Genomic DNA, 16525 nt, shown 5'->3' with positions numbered 1-16525 from the left:
AACCGGCTCGCCGCGCCCGCCCCGGTCGCGGTCAGCAGCGGAAACAGGCCGGTGACCATCGCCGCGGTCGTCATCAGGATCGGCCGCAGCCGGACCCGCGCTGCCATTTCAATCGCCGAGCGACGGTCGAGGCCCTCGTTGAGCTGCAACTCGTTGGCGAATTCGACCATCAGGATGCCGTGCTTGCTGATCAGGCCGACCAGGGTGAGCAGGCCTACCTGGGTGTAGATGTTCATGGTGGCGGCGCCGAAGAACAGCGGAATAAGCGCGCCTGATATCGCCATGGGAACGCTGATCATGATCACCAGCGGATCCCGCAAACTCTCGAATTGCGCCGCCAGCACCAGGAAGATGATGATCAGCGCGAAGCCGAAGGTGATCGCGAGCTGGTTGCCTTCCTGGACGTATTGCCGGGAATCCGAGAGATAGTCGTGGCTGAACCCGGCCGGGAGTTTGCCGGCCTCGCCTTCGAGGAAGTCGACCGCCTGGCCGACGGTCACGCCGGGCATCGGCACCGCCTGGAAGGTCGCGGAGTTCAGCTGGTTGTAATGCGACAGCGCGTTCGGATCGGTCGCCGTCTCGATCGAGACCACCGTCGAGAGCGGCACCTGCTGGCCGGTCGCGGTCGGCACGTAATATCCGCCGAGCGCCTCGGGCGACAGCCTCTGGTCGCGCGGCACCTGCGGAATGACCTGATACGACCGTCCCTCGAGGTTGAACCGGTTGACGTAGTTTCCGCCGAGCAACGTCGCCAGCGTGCCGCCGATATTTCCCATGGTGATGCCGAGATCGCTCGCCTTCGAGCGGTCGACGTTGACCCGCACCACCGGCTGGTTGAAGTCGAGATCGCTGTCGGAGACGATGAACAGCCCGCTCTTGCGCGCGGCGTCTTTCACCTTGAGCATCTGCTCATAGACCGACTGGAAGCCGTTGGTCGAAGAGATCACCATCTGCACCGGCAAGCCTCCGGGACCGCCGGGCAGAGGCGGCAGGTTGAAGGCGAAGGCGTTGACGCCCTCGATCTTGGAGAGCTGCGCCTGCACCAGCGGCTTGAGCGCGATCGAGGAGCGCTTGCGCTCGTCCCATGGCTTGAGCAGCATGCCGGCGATGCCGTTCTGCGGGCCGTTGATGCCGTTCAGCACGAAGCGCAGATCGGTCTCGGGGAAGCTCGCAAACACCTTGTCGAGCTTCTCGCCGTAGAAATCGGCATAGTCGATGTTGGCGTATTTCGGCGCCTTGGTCACCGCGAACACGATGCCCTGGTCTTCCTCGGGCGCCAGCTCCTTCGAGGTGTGCAGATAGAGGAAACCGACCAGGCCGAGAATGGTCAGCGCAAACAGCGTCGTGATCGGACGGTAGTCGAGCGAGCGATCGAGCCGGCGGCCATACCAGCGCGTCATCGCGCCGAACACCCGGTTGACGATCTTCGCAAACCGTCCCTCCTCGGCGTTTTTGAGGAACACCGAGCACATCATCGGCGACAGCGTCAGCGCGATCACGCCGGAGACGATCACCGAGCCCGCCAGCGTGAAGGCGAATTCGCGGAACAGCGATCCGGTGAGACCGCCGAGGAAGCCGATCGGCGCGTACACGGCGGCGAGCGTGATGGTCATGGAGATGACGGGGCCGACGATCTCGCGCGCGCCCTGCATCGCCGCCTGCACCGGCGGCTTGCCCTCCTCCAGATGGCGGTGGATGTTTTCCACCACCACGATGGCGTCGTCGACCACGAGCCCGATCGCCAGCACCATCGCCAATAGCGTCAGCAGGTTGAAGCTGAAGCCCGCGATCAGCATCAGGGTGCAGACGCCGATCAGCGACAGCGGGATCGTCACCACAGGGATGATCACCGAGCGGAACGAGGCGAGGAACATGAAAATCACCACCACCACGATGATGACGGCTTCACCGAGCGTCTTCTCGACCTCGTCGATCGAGGATTGAATGAATTTGGTGGAATCGTAGGCCACCTTCATCTTCATCGACGGCGGCAAATTGCGCTCAAGCTCCGGGAACAGCGCGCGGACGCCCTGGACCAGCGTCAGCGGGTTACCCTGTGGGGTGGCCTGCACGCCGATGAAGATCGCGTGCTCGGCGTTGAAGGCAACGCTGGCGTCGCTGCTTTGCGCCGCGAGTTCGACGGTCGCGATGTCCTCCATCCGCACGAAGCCGCCGTCCTTCGACCTGATGATCATCCGCTTGAACTGGCTGAGATTGGTCAGGTCGGTGTTGGTGGAGACGTTGGAGACGATGAAATAGCCCTTGGACTGGCCAGCGGCGGCCTGGAAATTGTTGGCGGCGATCGCCGCCGATACGTCCGCCGGCGACACATTGCGGCCGGCCATGCGCACGGGATCGAGCCACAGCCGCATCGCAAAGGTCTGGCCGCCGAGGATGTCGGCGGACGCGACGCCGTCCACGGTCGACAGCACCGGCTGCACCACCCGCGTCAGGTAGTCGGAGATCGCCGATCCCGACAGCACCTCGGAAGAAAAGCCGAGATACATCACCGCCGTGGTCTGGCCGGTGGTCTTGGTCACGACGGGATCGTTCGATTCTTTCGGAATCAGGTATTTGACCGAATTGACCTTGGCCAGCACCTCGGTCAGCGCCTGGTTCGGATCGAAGTTCAGCTTGATGTAGACCTGGATGGTCGAGGTGCCGAGCACCGAGGACGAGGTCATGTAGTCGACGCCCTCGGCGGAAGCCACCGCCTGCTCGATCGGCGTGGTGATGAAGCCCTGGATCAGGTCGGCCGAGGCGCCGGGATAGATGGTCGTGACGTTGACCACCGTATTCGACAATTTCGGGTATTGCCGGATCGGCAGCGTGGTCGCCGCCCGGAAGCCGATCAGCAGGATCAAGAGGCTGACGACGACCGACAGCACGGGTCGCTTGATGAAAATATCGGTCCAGGCCATCGCGATGAAGCTCCGACGAGTGGGATCAGTAACGGGGCGGATTGGCCGGAATTGGCGGTGGCGCATCGGTCGAGATCGCTACCGCCGTGCCCGATTGCAGCTTGAGCTGGCCGACGGCGACCACGCGATCGCCCGCCTTCAGCCCTGAGAGGATTTCGGCGCGTCCGTCGATCCGGTCGCCGGTGCGCACGAAGGTGCGGACCGCGGTCAGGCTGGTCTTGCCGTCATCGGCGGTCTTCTCGGTGATCAGGAAAACCGAATCGCCGTAGAGCGTATAGTCGACGGCGGTTTCAGGCACGGTGACGACCGCCGGCCTGTCCGGCAGCACCACGGTCGTGGTCGTGAACATGCCGGGCTTGAGGATGTGATCCGGATTGTCCAGCGTCGCCTGCACATGAATGTTGCGGGTGTCGGTGGCGATCTGCGGTTCGATCGCGTTGATCTTGCCCTCGAAGGTGCGGCCGGGATAGGCGTCGACCGCGACGCGGACGACCTGCCCGACCTTGAGCTGCGCGGAGTCCTTCTCCGTCAGGGTGAAGTTGGCGTAGAGCTGCGACAGGTCGGTCAGCGACACGATCTGGGTGCCCGCGGTGAGGTACTGGCCGACCTCGACATGGCGGACGCCGAGTTCGCCGTCGAAGGGGGCGCGCACCAGCTTCTGCGAAATCAGCGCCTCGGTCTTGGCGATGCCTGCCATGGCCTGGTCATAGGTCGCCTGCGCGGCGTCCACGGTCGACTGCGGACCGAACTGGCGGGAGGCGAGCTGCTTGGCGCGATCGAGCGCGAGCTGCGCGCCGGTCGCCTGCGCCTTGAAGCTTGCGAGGTCGCCCTGGTCGGGGCTGTCGAACAATTGCACCAGCGGCGTCCCCGCCTTCACGCTCGATCCCGGCGTGAACATGATGTCGGTGATGCGCCCCGATACATCTGATGTGACGTTGACCTGATGCACGGCGGCGAGATCGCCGACCGCGATCAACAGGTTCGGGATCACTTCGGACTTGGCCTCGGACACGGTCACGGTCGCCGGCGGCGGCTTGTTGTTGGCGAAGAACTGCGCGATCGCGTGGCTGCGGAAGTAATTGAACCAGACGAGGCTGCCGACCAGAAGCATCAGCAGCAGGCCGACGATGGCAAACCAGCGCACCATCCGGACCGGACGCTTGTGCGCCGGCTCCGCGATCGGCTTGCCCGAGATTTTGGGTTCGGTGATAATATTCATCTCATCCACCTTCTGCGTCGAGCTTCAGCGCCGGAGCCGGCGTCCATTCGCGATCCAGCTGGGCGACAATCGCGTTTTCGTTCAATCCAATGCCACGTAGAATGAATTCGCAAAGCTGCCGTTCGAGGTCCGCAGCATTGCCGTAAGTGAGGCAGGGAACCGCCGGCAGCCCCGCCAGCGTCGCCATCACCACCGTGTGGTGCGCAAACCAGAACAGATTGAGCGGCTCGCGCCCAATTCGCGAGGCGTCCCCGGTCTCGATCGCGCGCGCAAGCGAGGCGGTGAAAATCGAGCCGATCAGCTTGCCGATCTTCTCATAGATCAGCCGGGCAAATTCGCCGTCGTCGAGATGGCTCGTCACCATCAGCCGCAGCCGCTGCGCTTCCTGCTGGTCCGGCGCGTCGGCAACCCCTTGGAAATGGCGGACCATTTCACGGATCAGAATCACCAGTGTCTCGGTCGACGGCGCAAGTTCCAACAGCCGGTGCAGCGCCGGATCGGCCTCGCATTCTTCGGCGAGGATTTCGGCATAAAGCGCCGATTTGGTCGGAAAATGCTTGAACAGCAAGCCTTCGGAAATCGCAGCCGCCGCCGCGACGCTCTTGGTGGTGGTTCCCGCAAAGCCGTGGCGCGCAAAGCAGCGCTTGGCGGCTGACAGGATCAGCTGCCGGCGCAAGTCCCCGGTCATGCGCAGCGTGCTCATTCTTGTGAGTAAGCACTCACCTTAACAATTGTCAAGGTTTTGCTGCGGTGCACTACCCTTTCTTTGACCAGATTCCGCCCTTAGCCCTAGCGGCTTGGTGTGAATTTTGTACGGGCCTGATTTCAAAGCTACGATGACGTGTGCGCGGGCTGCTCTTGGCCATCATCCTGCTGCTTGCCCTTGCTGCCTGGGCTGTCGGAGCATGGGCAAGCTCACACACTATCCGAGGCGGCCCACGAGAACTTTATAAACGACCTTGGCTCGTTCCACCGCTGCTTCTCTCGGCGCTCGTTAAGGAGGCAGGGGAGCGGGACTATTATCGGATCAGGAATATTACGATGCTAATATTCTTATCTTCGCTGGTTGCTCTTGCTGTCGTCACCCAGCTGCCCGGCAATTAAGGCCGCGATGGCATCAACTCGCAACGGGGCCGTCGTGAAGCCGCTATTGCTCTGAAATTACTTCCGCTTTCGGGCGCAAAACGGACGGACTTGCTGCTGGCTCGAACCGGTCGCGAATGAACCCAAAGCTGACAGCGGCGACCTCAAACATATTTGGTTGCATCGCCTGGGACGCCGGTATCTAGGGTTACGGGAGGCGGGCTCTAACGTAAAGTGTCCACATACCTTGGGATGCACATGCTGCTATACGCTGATTCTCAATTTGTCAGTCCGTACGCGATGTCGGTATTTGTCAGCCTTCTGGAAAAAAAGTTGGCGTTCGAAATTGAATCCGTCGACCTCACCGCCAACGCCAATCAAGAGCCCGCTTTCGCGGCGACATCTATCACTTGGCGGGTACCCACTTTGATTCACGATAGTTTTGCACTGTCCGAGTCGTCGGCGATCTCTGAATACATTGACGAAACCTTCCCCGGCGCACGTCTATACCCTACCGACCCACGTTGTCGCGCAAGGGCGCGGCAAGTACAGGCCTGGCTTCGCAGTGACCTCGTGCCGATTAGAGATGAACGACCAACGATCGTCGTGTTCTATGGAGCAAAAAAGCCACCACTGTCGGCGGCTGCACGTGGTTCGGCCAAAAAGCTGTTTTCCGCCGCAAACGCCTTGCTCGACGGTCGATCTGGCAACCTATTCGGCGATTGGTGTATAGCGGACGTCGATCTGGCAATGATGCTGAAACGGCTCGTCGTTCACGGTGACCCCGTACCCGACAACCTAGTTGCCTACGCAACGCAGCAATGGCAGCGTCAGTCGGTCCAACAATGGGTCAATAAGCCTCGGCCGCCCCCTTAGCTGCGGCGCATGAGTCCGTTGTTGGGGCCATAGGGTCATCTCGCCGCGCTGCGAAATCTGGTCGCTATCGGGGCATAGCGGATATCGAGGAAGCCGCAGCAATCAAGCTCGATTGATGAGTACGCGCCCTAAATCGGCGCAAATCCCAGCGAGCCGCGGATGCGGGTCACCGTGTACTGGCCGTCGCGGCTGGAGAGCACGCGCTCCAGATTAGCGTTGTCGATCTTGACGTTGGCAAAGCGCGGGCCGCTGGAGACGTCCTGCAGGCCGGCCCCGTAGGCCTCGATCTCGGCCATGGTGGAGAGCGCGCGGCTATCGCCGATCCCGCAAGACCTCGCAACGCCGACGAAGTCGACATTGCGCGCCGTATGGCTCGCCTGCCCGCCGGCCTCGCCATAGACCTCGTTGTCGAGCACGACGATGCTGAGATTCTTCGGCGCCTGCAGGCCGACGGTAGCAAGGCTCCCCATCCCCATCAGCATGTCGCCGTCGCCGGTGATCACGACCACCGGCAGTTCCGGCTGCGCCAGCGCGATGCCGAGCCCGATCATGACCGCGCCGCCCATCGCGCCCCACAGATAAAGATTGCGGTCGCTGTCGCCGGCCGCCGCGATGTCATAGGTCGAGGCGCCGAGGCCGCCGACCACGATCGAACCCTTGCGGTCCGCCAATAGGCTCGCCACCACCTCGCGCCGGTCGAGAAGATTTGCCTTGCTCATTTGGTGAAGACCTTTGCTCCGATCAGGCGCTGCGACAACAATACGGCGGTCGGCGTGCAGGCGTTATAGGCCTGGCCGGCGGCGGCCTCGACGACCTCGCGCACCTCGCCCGGATGCGAGGCGCGCAGCACCTTGATGCCGCACAATTCGAAGACGCCCTGGGTCACTGAGCCCATCGGCACCTGCCACGGATTGAACTCGCCCCATTCGCCGCGCATCGTCACCAAAGTGAGGAACGGAAAGCGGAAGACCTGCGTCAGCGACAGCATGTTGACGCAATTGCCGACGCCGCTGGATTGCATCAAGAGCACACCGCGCTGGCCGCCGGCCCAGGCACCGGTCAGAAGCGCCACGCCCTCCTCTTCGGTCGTCAGCGGGATCGCGCGCATCGCCGACGAGCCGAGTACGCGCTCGATCAGCTGCGAATGCCCGGCATCCGGCACGTAGGGCACCTGGCGAACGTCGAAACGCTGTAAAATCGCAAAGATGTCCTCCGGCCAGGAGGGCATGACTTCGGATGCGGCGTCACTACGGGCGTGCATTTTCATTTCCAGTCGGTTAGGCGAGACTACCTTCCGGCGTGGGACTTTAATGGCCGGCGGGATTTGCGGAAGCGCCAAAACGGCATATCGGTGTCGGCCGGAGAGTATGACAGCATGAATGCGAAGGCGCGAGAGTTGGCGGCCGATTTCGACATCGAGAAGCTGACGGGCGAATTCTATGCCGACCCCTATCCGGTTTATCGTGCACTGCGGGAGCACGAGCCGGTCAAGCGCATGCCGAACGGGGCCTATTTCCTGACCCGCTACGACGACCTCGTCACCGCCTACAAGAACACCAAAGCGTTCTCCTCCGACAAGAAGCGCGAGTTCTTCCCCAAATACGGGGATTCGCTGCTCTACGAGCACCACACCACGAGCCTCGTCTTCAACGACCCGCCGGCGCATACCAGGGTGCGGCGGCTGATCATGGGCGCGCTGTCGCCGCGTGCGATATCAGCGATGGAAGGCGACCTGACCCTGCTGGTCGAGCACCTGCTCGATGGCCTCGCCGCAAGAGGCAAGGTCGACCTGATCGAGGATTTTGCCGCCGCGATCCCCATTGAAGTGATCGGCAACCTGCTCGACGTGCCGCGCGAGGAGCGCGGTCCCTTGCGCGACTGGTCGCTTTCGATCCTGGGCGCGCTGGAGCCGGTGATCTCGCCGGAAGCCTTTGCCCGCGGCAACAAAGCGGTAAAGGATTTTCTCGCTTATCTTGAAGTTCTCGTCGAACGGCGCCGCGCCAAGCCCGGCAATCCCGAGCGCGACGTGCTGACCCGGCTGATCCAGGGCGAGGACAATGGCGAGCGGCTCAGCGAAAAGGAATTGCTTCACAACTGCATCTTCCTGCTCAATGCCGGCCACGAGACCACCACCAATTTGATCGGCAATGGGTTGGTGGCGCTGTCCAATCATCCGACGCAGAAACAGCACCTGATCGGTCAACCCGATCTGATCAAGACCGCGGTCGAGGAAATCCTGCGCTACGAAAGCTCGAACCAGCTCGGCAACCGCATGACGACGGAACAGGTCGAACTTGGCGGCGTCGCGATGCCGTCCGGCACGCCGATTACCCTGTGCATCGGCGCCGCCAACCGCGACCCCGGCCAATTCCCCGATCCCGAGACGTTTGATGTCGGCCGCACCCCGAACCGGCATCTGGCGTTTGCCACCGGCGCGCATCAATGTGCCGGGATGGCCCTGGCGCGGCTCGAAGGCGCGATCGCGATCTCGCGGTTTCTGGTGCGGTTTCCGGATTACGCATTGCGCGGCGAGCCGGTGCGCGGCGGCCGCGTGCGGTTTCGCGGATTTCTGAGGGTGCCGTGCACGGTTGGATAGGGACGAAGGCCGCTGGAGACCAGAAATGGAAACAGACGAAGAGGAAGAACTCCAGTACCTTTGCTCGGGCTGCCTCCAGCCCTTTCCGGAATCGCAGATCCACATCCTCCCGCATTTCAACGAGGGGGTGGGAAGATTTGTCACGACCTTTCGCTGCGAGGCCTGCTGGCCGCAGTCGCTGGAGGACACGAGGACGCGGGTCGCAAAGGCGGAGGGCTGGGACGAAATCCTGTCGGTCATCGATTGTCTCGAGGGGCACAATCTGATGCTGCTGGAATTCCGTCGCGGCGATCCCTTCCCGGTCGTTCGAGCGCTGCTGGAAGGAGTGATCGAGAAACTGGGGCGGGGGGAGATACGACTGTCGCCCGGACCGCTCCGGCCCAGGGTCGAACTGGAAACCAGCATCGCCGAAATCGAGCGGAACGAGAAGCTCGCCGAGGCCGCTTATGACGCCATGTACGAGGCAAGCCCGGCATCGGCGAAGGATTGCTTCGACGATGCGCGCGGCTTCTTCGCCAAAGCGATCGGCATTGCGATCCGCGCCGGGCTCGCGGATGAGGCGGAGCGGCTGATTGCCCGCCGCGACCACATTGTCAGCGTCTACGATTCCCAGTTTCGGCGCATCTGGTAACCGGGCCGGTAACACGAATACCAACTTCCGACACTCATGCGAACACGCCTTTCAGCTGTTCTACGAACGCAGCTGCCGCCACCGGAAGAACGCGACTTCGCCGCGTCGCGAGCAGCAATCGCGCTTGCAGCAAAGGTGGATCGATCAATGGCAGAGCCACCATGTCGCCTGGCGGGATCAGCGACTTGCCCGGACTGCGGAACTGAAAGCAGACGCCGCGATTCATGTGAGCGAAAGCCTTCATCGCTTCGACGGAGTTTGAAACCAGACGGGGATCAAGATCAAACGAAGCAAGTGCAAGGACCTGCTCGATAAGGCCACGCCCGGCCAGCGTCGTGTCGGCGAGGGCCAGCGGAAATGCCAGGCAATCGCGCAGGCGAAGCTCATCACGACTGGCGAGTGGGTGGTCAGGAACCACCATGGCACAGAGAGCCTGTCGTGCTACGGCGACGATGGCGACGTCCTTCTTGCGCGGCGCATCATGCGTCAAAATCAGATCGACCTGGTCCGCGACCAGGGCCTCGACCAGTTCGCCGGGCGCGCCGATCCGGACATGGAAGCGAACATAGGGATGGGTTGCCTGGAACTGGGTGATGGCGGACGGCAAAAGTTCGCCGGCCACGGATTCTGCGGCGGCGACGCTCACCTGGCCGCGCACGAGGCCGCGAAGCTGCTCGATCCGCGATTCGACCGCCTTCAACTCGGAAATCACCAGGCGGGCATAGACCAGAAAGGCTTCGCCGGCGGAGGTGACGCGAACGCCCCGCGGCAAGCGTTCGAACAGGAGCGCCCCAAGATCCATTTCGAGATCAAGGATCTGGCGATTTAAGGCCGACGACGCGATGTTGAGGGCGTCGGCCGCTTTCCGAATGGAGCCGTAACGGGCAACGGCATCAACGTAGGTCAGCAGCCGCGGCGGTCGGAGCCGGCTGCGTGATGTCGTCTTGCCGCGATCGACTGTTCGCGGCGGCGGCGCGGCCGCTCGCGGTACAGGCTTTGCGCGCAGCTCACTTTTTCGCATTTTCGCGCGGCTCCCTCGGTCCGGTTGCCGCGACGAGCAGCAAGGTCTGTGCCGTCCAAAAGCCCAATAAAACGATAGGGGTGCCGCCGATCTGTGCCCCCGGATCAGGCAGGATGATTAGGAAGTGAGCTGTTTTTGCGCTCGGTGCAGCCTGTTTTTGCTTCTAGCAGCGCTCGCTGGAAAGGGATGATCTCTCGGGGAGCCGATCATCCCAAGGGAGGGCATCGTCATGTTTTACCGTCTCGTCACGTCCGCCGTCGCGTTAGCCTTGAGTGCAATGCTCACCGCTGCGCAAGCCGAGGAATCGGTGACGCTGAGATTGAAATGGTTTCACCAGGCGCAGTTTGCCGGCTTCTACGTCGCCAAGGAAAAGGGCTTCTACAAATCCGCCGGCCTGAACGTCGATATCCAGCCCGGCGGGCCGGATTTTCCGGCGATCCAGATGGTAACCGGCGGGAGCGAGCAATTCGGCGTCACCGGCGCCGACCAGATCCTGATCGCGCGCAGCAAGGGCGTTCCGGTGGTGGCGATCGCGGTGATCTTCCGCCGCAACCCCTTCGTTCTGTTTTCACTGGCAAAGTCCGGCATCAAGGCACCGACCGACTATCTCGGAAAGAATGTCGGCGTGAAGATCGGCGGCAACGAGGAGCTGATCTATCGTGCGGTGCTTGCCAAGGCCGGCGTCGACAAAGCCAAACTCAACGAAATTCCCGTTAAGTTCGACATCACCCCGCTGCTTGCCGGTGCGGTCGATGTGTGGCCGGGATACCTCATCAACGAGGTTCTCGCGGCCAGGGAAAAGGGCTTTGACGTCAACGTCGTATCCCCACCGGACTATGGCATCGATCTCTATGCCGACACCCTGTTCACGACCGAGAAAATGCTAAGGGAGAAGCCGGACGTTGTCCGCAACTTCGTGACCGCCACGCTGAAAGGCTGGACCAGCGCCATTGCGGCGCCTGAAGAGGCGGCGCAGATTACGGTGAAGTACGGGTCCAAGCTGACCTACGATCACGAGCTGGCGATGATGAAGGCGAGCCTGCCATTGCTGCAACCCGATGCCCAGCCGGTAGGCTGGATGGATGCCGCGAACTGGAGCGCCGCGCAAAAGCTGCTGGTCGACGCCGGATTCCAGAAGGCACCGGTCGATATCAGCAAGGCCTTCACGGTCGAATTTCTCAAATGAATGCGATTACGCTTACGACCAAGTTGGAGGCGACGACACTGTCCCGGCCCGAGCCTCTGGTTACCATCGAGAACCTCCAGGTCCGCTTCGGCAGTGTGGTCGCCATTGAGAACCTGGACTTCGCCGTGCGGCGGGGCGAGTTCGTCTCACTGCTCGGGCCCAGTGGATGCGGCAAGTCGACCTTGCTGAGAGCCATCGCGCGACTGGTTCCGGTCGCAAGCGGCAAGATCGTGCTGCGCGATCCCAGATTGCGCATCGGCTTCATGTTTCAGAAGCCATTGCTGTTGCCCTGGCGGACCGCGCTGGATAACGCACTGTTGCCGGTGGAGATACAGCTTGGCGGCAGCGTGGTCGATCAAACCGACTACAGCCGAGCCCGCCGGATGCTCGACATGGTTCAACTCGGCGACTTCGCCGACGCCTATCCACATCAGTTATCGGGCGGAATGCAGCAACGCGCCGCGCTCGCACGCGCGCTGATGAGCGATCCCGACGTGCTTCTGCTCGACGAACCCTTCGGTGCGCTTGACGAACTCACGCGTGAAGTCCTCAACGAGGAATTGATCCGTATCTGGCAAAGCAATGCCACGCGATTACAGACCATTATCATGGTCACTCATTCGATACCGGAGGCTGTGACCATGTCCGATCGTGTGATCGTCTTGACCGGCCGGCCGGCGCGGCTGGTCGAAGATGTCCGGGTCGGATGTCAGCGGCCTCGCACGCCGGACGATCCGGAAGCGGTTTCCGTCATGAAAACGATCCGGGCGATGGTAAGAGGCCACCGATGATATCGCGCATCCGAACGCCGCTGATATTCGCCTTGCTTGTACTCGCCGCCTGGCAGGCAATCGTCATGGCGGCTGATATTCCGGAATATCTGCTGCCGGCGCCGACTGCAATTTTTGCCAATATCGACCGCACCCTCGGCGTTCAACTCGCGGTAACGTTCATCGAGGCGCTGATCGGCTTCCTGATCGCCAGCGTGCTGGCGTTCGGCTGCGCCATCATGTTCGTCCGATTCAATACGCTCGAAGAAGGGCTGTTTCCGATCGCCATCGCGGTCAAGACCACACCGATCGTCGCGGTCGCTCCGCTGCTGGTGATCTGGCTGGGGACGGGATGGTGGTCCAAGATCGTCGCAGTGATCCTGATATGTTTCTTTCCCGTGCTGGTGAATGCGGTCAAAGGTCTCAAGGCCGCGGACGCGGAATACCGCGAGCTGTTTCAGACGCTCGGCGCGACCAGATCACAGGAATTCCGCAAGCTGCGCATCCCCTACTGTCTTCCCTACCTGTTCTCGGCGCTGAAAATATCATCCTCGCTTGCCATCGTGGGCGCCATCGTCGGCGAGTTCGTCGGCGCCACGCAAGGGCTTGGCTATCTCATCATGGTTTCGTCGGCGCATCTGGAAACTGCAACGCTGTTCGCTGCGATCGCCGCGGCGGCAATGGCGGGAATCTTGATGTTTTACATCATCGGATGGACGGAGGAGCGTGTCATCTTCTGGCATAGCGGCAATATGGAATGACCATGCGCACCACCACCGTCGACGTGATCCAGATACCCACCAAAAGCCCCGGCGATGTATCCGGCCTGATGAACCTGATCGAGGCAGGCAAGCTTGAGCCGACATCGATCCTGGCAATCCTGGGCAAGACGGAGGGCAATGGCGGCGTAAATGATTTCACTCGGGAATACGCCGTGTCGGCGCTGAGCTTTGCGCTCGCGCCTTACGTTGGGCTGGCCCCGCATGACGTCGAACAAAAGATCGCCTTCGTGATGTCGGGCGGCACGGAAGGCGTTCTCAGTCCGCATATCACGGTCTTCGCGCGCAGTGCGGTATCGGGCGATTCTCAAACCGGGATCGCGGGCAAGCGCTTGAGCATCGGCATTGCCCATACCCGCGACTTCATGCCGGAAGAACTTGGCCGCTGCTTGCAGATCGAGGAGACGGCAAGGGCCGTCCACGTAGCGATGGCAGATGCCGGCATCGAGGACCCTCAAGACGTGCATTTTGTGCAGATCAAATGCCCCCTGCTGACGAGCGACCGTATCGAGGCAGCGCACGAGAGGGGAAAAAGGGTCGTAACCAACAGCCCGCACGGGTCGATGGGCTACTCACGCGGCGCATCGGCACTCGGCGTCGCGTCGGCGCTCGGCGAAATCGATTGCGACATCCGCGATGAGCACATTCTGAAGAACTGGAATCTGTTTTCGTCGGTGGCCTCCACTTCGGCCGGCATCGAGCTCATGCACAATGTGGTGATTGTCCTTGGCAATTCGAACGCGTCGGCGAGCCCTTTTGTCATCGGGCATGGGGTGATGCGCGACTCCATTGATTCTGCCGCCGTGATCGCGGCGCTGAAGAGCGTCGGGCTCGGCCTCGGAGAGATATCCGATCCGCGCGCGCAAAGCCGTTTAGTTAATATTTTTGCCAAGGCAGAAGCATCTCCTGACGGAAGCGTGCGCGGATTTCGCCATACCATGCTGGACGACTCCGACATCGGCGCCACCCGACACGCCCGCGCCGCGGTCGGCGGACTGATCAGCGGTCTCGCCGGGACCGGTGCCGTGTATGTTTCCGGGGGTGCGGAGCACCAAGGGCCGCCGGGCGGAGGGCCCGTGGCGGCAATTGCTCGTCAATGACGACTGCTGTTACGACTCGAGCTTATCTTACGATTCCCGGTTTCGCGGCATCTGGTGATTCCGGCTCGTTCGGCGCGCCGCCTAATCATGGCTGGCCGTGATCGGATGCATCGGCCCGGTCATTTCAGGAAATCCAGCATCTCCTTTACGTCCTTGGCATGTGCTCCGTCGGGAGCGAGAACCAGATATTGCTTGAGCGTTTCCACGGTGCCGGGCGGCGCCGTCAGCTTGCCGTTCTTGCCCGCGGTCGCCTGGCCAAGCATGACCGAGCCTTTGACGAAATAGGCATCCGCCTTTTTCGGATCGGCGGCGATTGCCTTGTCGCAAGCGGGAACGGTCTTTGCCGCCGGCTGGCCCATGTTGAACATGGTCGCGCAGAGATTGAAATAGGCAATGGCCGGATTGGGGCTGAGCGCCGCCGCCTTGTTGTACGCGGCAATGGCCGCGTCGTTCTTCTTCAGTTTCAAGTTGGCGTTGCCGATCGTCGTATACATTTGGCCGATAGCTGCCGGACTGGCGCTCTTCCCCGCCAGATCGATCGCCCGTTGATAAGAGTTGAGCGAGTCCGCGTAGTGACCCTGGTTGAATTGCGCGGCGCCCAGCGCCTCAAAATATTCCCAGCGCGGCTCGGATGCTGACAGTTGCTTCAGAGCCGCTTCCGCGTCCGGCCACTGCTTGGCGTCAAGCGCCGCCTGCGCCTTGGCCACGAGAGCGTTTTGGTTTTCGCCTTGCGCGGCCGGCAGCGGTGCGGCGGCGCAAATCTGCGCTGTCGCGGCGAGTGCCAGACTCGCCAGTAGTGCAATAGCGCTGAGTCTTCGACGCATTGCTTCCCCCAAACCAAGGTGACCTGGCGGACATTGACTGACCGTCGCCCGTCGACCTCGATCTATAAGTACATCTCTTGGTAGGACTTCGGCAATCCAAGTCTTAGTAGTAGGACCTGTCTTAGTAGGACTTGTCTTAGTAGGATTTGGGCAGTCCCAAAACTTTTTCGGCGATGAAGCAGAGAATGAGGTGCGGCGTCACCGGCGCGATGCGCGGGATCATGCTTTCGCGGAAATAGCGCTCGACGTGATATTCCTTGGCATAGCCGTAGCCGCCGTGGGTCATGACCGCGGTCTGGCAGGCTTTGAAGCCGGCCTCGGCGCCGAGATATTTTGCGGCGTTCGCCGCCGGGCCGCACGGCAGGCCGCTGTCGTATTGCCAGGCCGCCTTGAACGCCATCAGTTCGGCGGCTTCCAGCTCCATCCAGCATTCGGCGAGCGGATGCTGGATCGCCTGGTTCTGGCCGATCGGCCGCCCGAACACGGTGCGCTCTTTGGCGTAGGCCGCCGCGCGCCGCAGCGCGGCGCGGCCGAGCCCGACCGCTTCGGCGCCGACCAGGATGCGCTCCGGATTGAAGCCGTCGAGGATGTATTCAAAGCCGCGGCCTTCCTCGCCGATGCGATCCTCGACCGGCACTTCCAGGCCGTCGATGAACACCTGGTTGGAGTCGACCGCTTTCCTCCCCATCTTCTCGATCTCGCGCACCTCGACGAAGCGGTGGTCGAGCGCGGTGAAGAACAAGGTGAGGCCGTCGGTCGGGCGGCGCCCGCTCTCGATCGGCGCGCTGCGGGTGAGGATCAGCATTTTGTCGGCGACCTGCGCCGTGGTGATCCAGATTTTCGCGCCGGTGATGACATAACGGTCGCCGCGGCGCTCGGCGCGGGTCTGCAGCTTGGCGGTTTCCAAGCCGGCATTCGGCTCCGTCACCGCAAAGCACGCCTTCTCCTTGCCGGCGACGATCGGCGGCAACATGCGGCGCTTCTGCTCCTCGCTGCCATAGACCACGATCGGATTGAGGCCGAAGATGTTCATGTGCACCGCCGAGGCGCCGGAAAATCCGGCGCCCGACGCCGCGATGGTTTGCATCATCACCGCGGCCTCGGTGATGCCGAGGCCCGAGCCGCCGTAAGCCTCCGGAATGCAGATGCCGAGCCAGCCGTCATCCGCCAGCGCGCGATGAAACGCGTCGGGGAATTTGCCGTCGCGGTCGCGCTCGAGCCAATAATCGTCGCCAAAGCGCGCGCAAATCTTCTCGATCGCCGCACGCACCGATTGCTGCAGGTCTGTGAGCGCGAAGTCGATGGGGGTTGCTCCGGAGCCTGTATGCCGGCGGCGAGCGTAGCCCGGATTGAGCGGAAGCGAAATCCGGGGACGGCGTCCCGGACATACCCGTGTTGGCTTCGATCTATCCGGCTACTTTTCCAAATTCACGATAGTATAACGATAGTAAACAAGTCGGAGGCCGCAACATGGCTGGCTCGATTCGGAAACCCAGCGTGAGGGAAATCCCGCTCTCCG

Annotated in this window: 15 protein-coding genes; 7 read left to right on the top strand and 8 right to left on the bottom strand. The window is 62.1% G+C overall.

Annotated elements, in window-relative coordinates; all coding sequences use genetic code 11:
- From VK804_RS19055 to VK804_RS19045, 3 genes are all read right to left on the bottom strand, one after another.
- Positions 1 to 2921 (bottom strand): efflux RND transporter permease subunit (locus VK804_RS19055; protein ID WP_325373074.1); only part of this gene is annotated, 2921 nt, incomplete at its 3' end.
- Positions 2922 to 2946: 25 nt separating this feature from the next.
- Entirely contained in the window at positions 2947 to 4140 is a 1194-nt protein-coding gene (locus VK804_RS19050) for an efflux RND transporter periplasmic adaptor subunit (RefSeq protein WP_325373072.1), read from the bottom strand.
- 1 nt (position 4141) lies between these two features.
- A complete protein-coding gene (locus VK804_RS19045) occupies positions 4142 to 4843 on the bottom strand; it encodes a helix-turn-helix domain-containing protein (protein WP_325373070.1) in 702 nt (233 codons plus the stop codon).
- Positions 4844 to 5481: 638 nt separating this feature from the next.
- Between VK804_RS19045 and yfcF the strand changes: the two genes are divergently transcribed.
- A complete protein-coding gene (gene yfcF / locus VK804_RS19040; protein WP_325373068.1) occupies positions 5482 to 6099 on the top strand; it encodes a glutathione transferase in 618 nt (205 codons plus the stop codon).
- 128 nt (positions 6100 to 6227) lie between these two features.
- Here yfcF and VK804_RS19035 read toward each other — a convergent pair whose 3' ends face one another.
- Together VK804_RS19035 and VK804_RS19030 are read right to left on the bottom strand one after the other, a co-directional pair.
- On the bottom strand, positions 6228 to 6818 hold the full coding sequence (locus tag VK804_RS19035; protein WP_325373066.1) for a thiamine pyrophosphate-dependent enzyme: 591 nt from the start codon (positions 6816 to 6818) through the stop codon (positions 6228 to 6230).
- A complete protein-coding gene (locus tag VK804_RS19030; protein ID WP_325373064.1) occupies positions 6815 to 7360 on the bottom strand; it encodes a phosphonopyruvate decarboxylase in 546 nt (181 codons plus the stop codon). The genes VK804_RS19035 and VK804_RS19030 overlap by 4 nt, the downstream gene beginning before the upstream one ends.
- 114 nt (positions 7361 to 7474) lie before the next feature.
- Here VK804_RS19030 and VK804_RS19025 point away from each other — a divergent pair, with 114 nt between their 5' ends.
- Positions 7475 to 8695 (top strand): cytochrome P450, encoded by a 1221-nt coding sequence (locus tag VK804_RS19025; RefSeq protein WP_325373062.1) that lies wholly within the window; start codon positions 7475 to 7477, stop codon positions 8693 to 8695.
- Positions 8696 to 8720: 25 nt separating this feature from the next.
- A complete protein-coding gene (locus VK804_RS19020; protein WP_325373060.1) occupies positions 8721 to 9326 on the top strand; it encodes a hypothetical protein in 606 nt (201 codons plus the stop codon).
- 34 nt (positions 9327 to 9360) lie between these two features.
- On the opposite strand, the gene VK804_RS19015 is transcribed toward VK804_RS19020, so the two are convergent.
- On the bottom strand, positions 9361 to 10347 hold the full coding sequence (locus VK804_RS19015) for a LysR family transcriptional regulator (RefSeq protein ID WP_325373058.1): 987 nt from the start codon (positions 10345 to 10347) through the stop codon (positions 9361 to 9363).
- A gap of 229 nt (positions 10348 to 10576) precedes the next feature.
- On the opposite strand from VK804_RS19015, the gene VK804_RS19010 reads away from it, so the two are divergent.
- Genes VK804_RS19010 through VK804_RS18995 form a run of 4 tightly spaced genes read left to right on the top strand, consistent with a single transcriptional unit; the run spans position 10577 to position 14182 of the window.
- A complete protein-coding gene (locus tag VK804_RS19010; RefSeq protein ID WP_325373056.1) occupies positions 10577 to 11533 on the top strand; it encodes an ABC transporter substrate-binding protein in 957 nt (318 codons plus the stop codon).
- Entirely contained in the window at positions 11530 to 12324 is a 795-nt protein-coding gene (locus VK804_RS19005; RefSeq protein WP_325373054.1) for an ABC transporter ATP-binding protein, read from the top strand. The genes VK804_RS19010 and VK804_RS19005 overlap by 4 nt, the downstream gene beginning before the upstream one ends.
- The gene (locus tag VK804_RS19000; RefSeq protein WP_325373052.1) at positions 12321 to 13064 is read left to right on the top strand and encodes an ABC transporter permease; all 744 of its coding nucleotides are present in this window, start codon (positions 12321 to 12323) and stop codon (positions 13062 to 13064) included. Before VK804_RS19005 ends, VK804_RS19000 begins: the two co-directional genes overlap by 4 nt.
- Positions 13065 to 13066: 2 nt before the next feature.
- On the top strand, positions 13067 to 14182 hold the full coding sequence (locus VK804_RS18995) for a ring-opening amidohydrolase (protein WP_325373050.1): 1116 nt from the start codon (positions 13067 to 13069) through the stop codon (positions 14180 to 14182).
- Between the two features lie 119 nt (positions 14183 to 14301).
- Here the strand turns inward: VK804_RS18995 and VK804_RS18990 are convergent, their stop codons facing one another.
- Together VK804_RS18990 and VK804_RS18985 are read right to left on the bottom strand one after the other, a co-directional pair.
- The gene (locus VK804_RS18990; RefSeq protein WP_325373048.1) at positions 14302 to 15006 is read right to left on the bottom strand and encodes a tetratricopeptide repeat protein; all 705 of its coding nucleotides are present in this window, start codon (positions 15004 to 15006) and stop codon (positions 14302 to 14304) included.
- A 136-nt stretch (positions 15007 to 15142) separates the two neighbouring features.
- Positions 15143 to 16309, bottom strand: a complete 1167-nt coding sequence (locus VK804_RS18985) for an acyl-CoA dehydrogenase family protein (protein WP_325373076.1) — start codon at positions 16307 to 16309, stop codon at positions 15143 to 15145.
- Positions 16310 to 16525: the final 216 nt, after the last annotated feature.

Source organism: Bradyrhizobium sp. (assembly GCF_035484855.1).
Lineage (GTDB): Bacteria > Pseudomonadota > Alphaproteobacteria > Rhizobiales > Xanthobacteraceae > Bradyrhizobium.
Note: the sequence above shows the minus strand (reverse complement) of the source record. Positions and strands in the feature narration are given on the sequence as shown.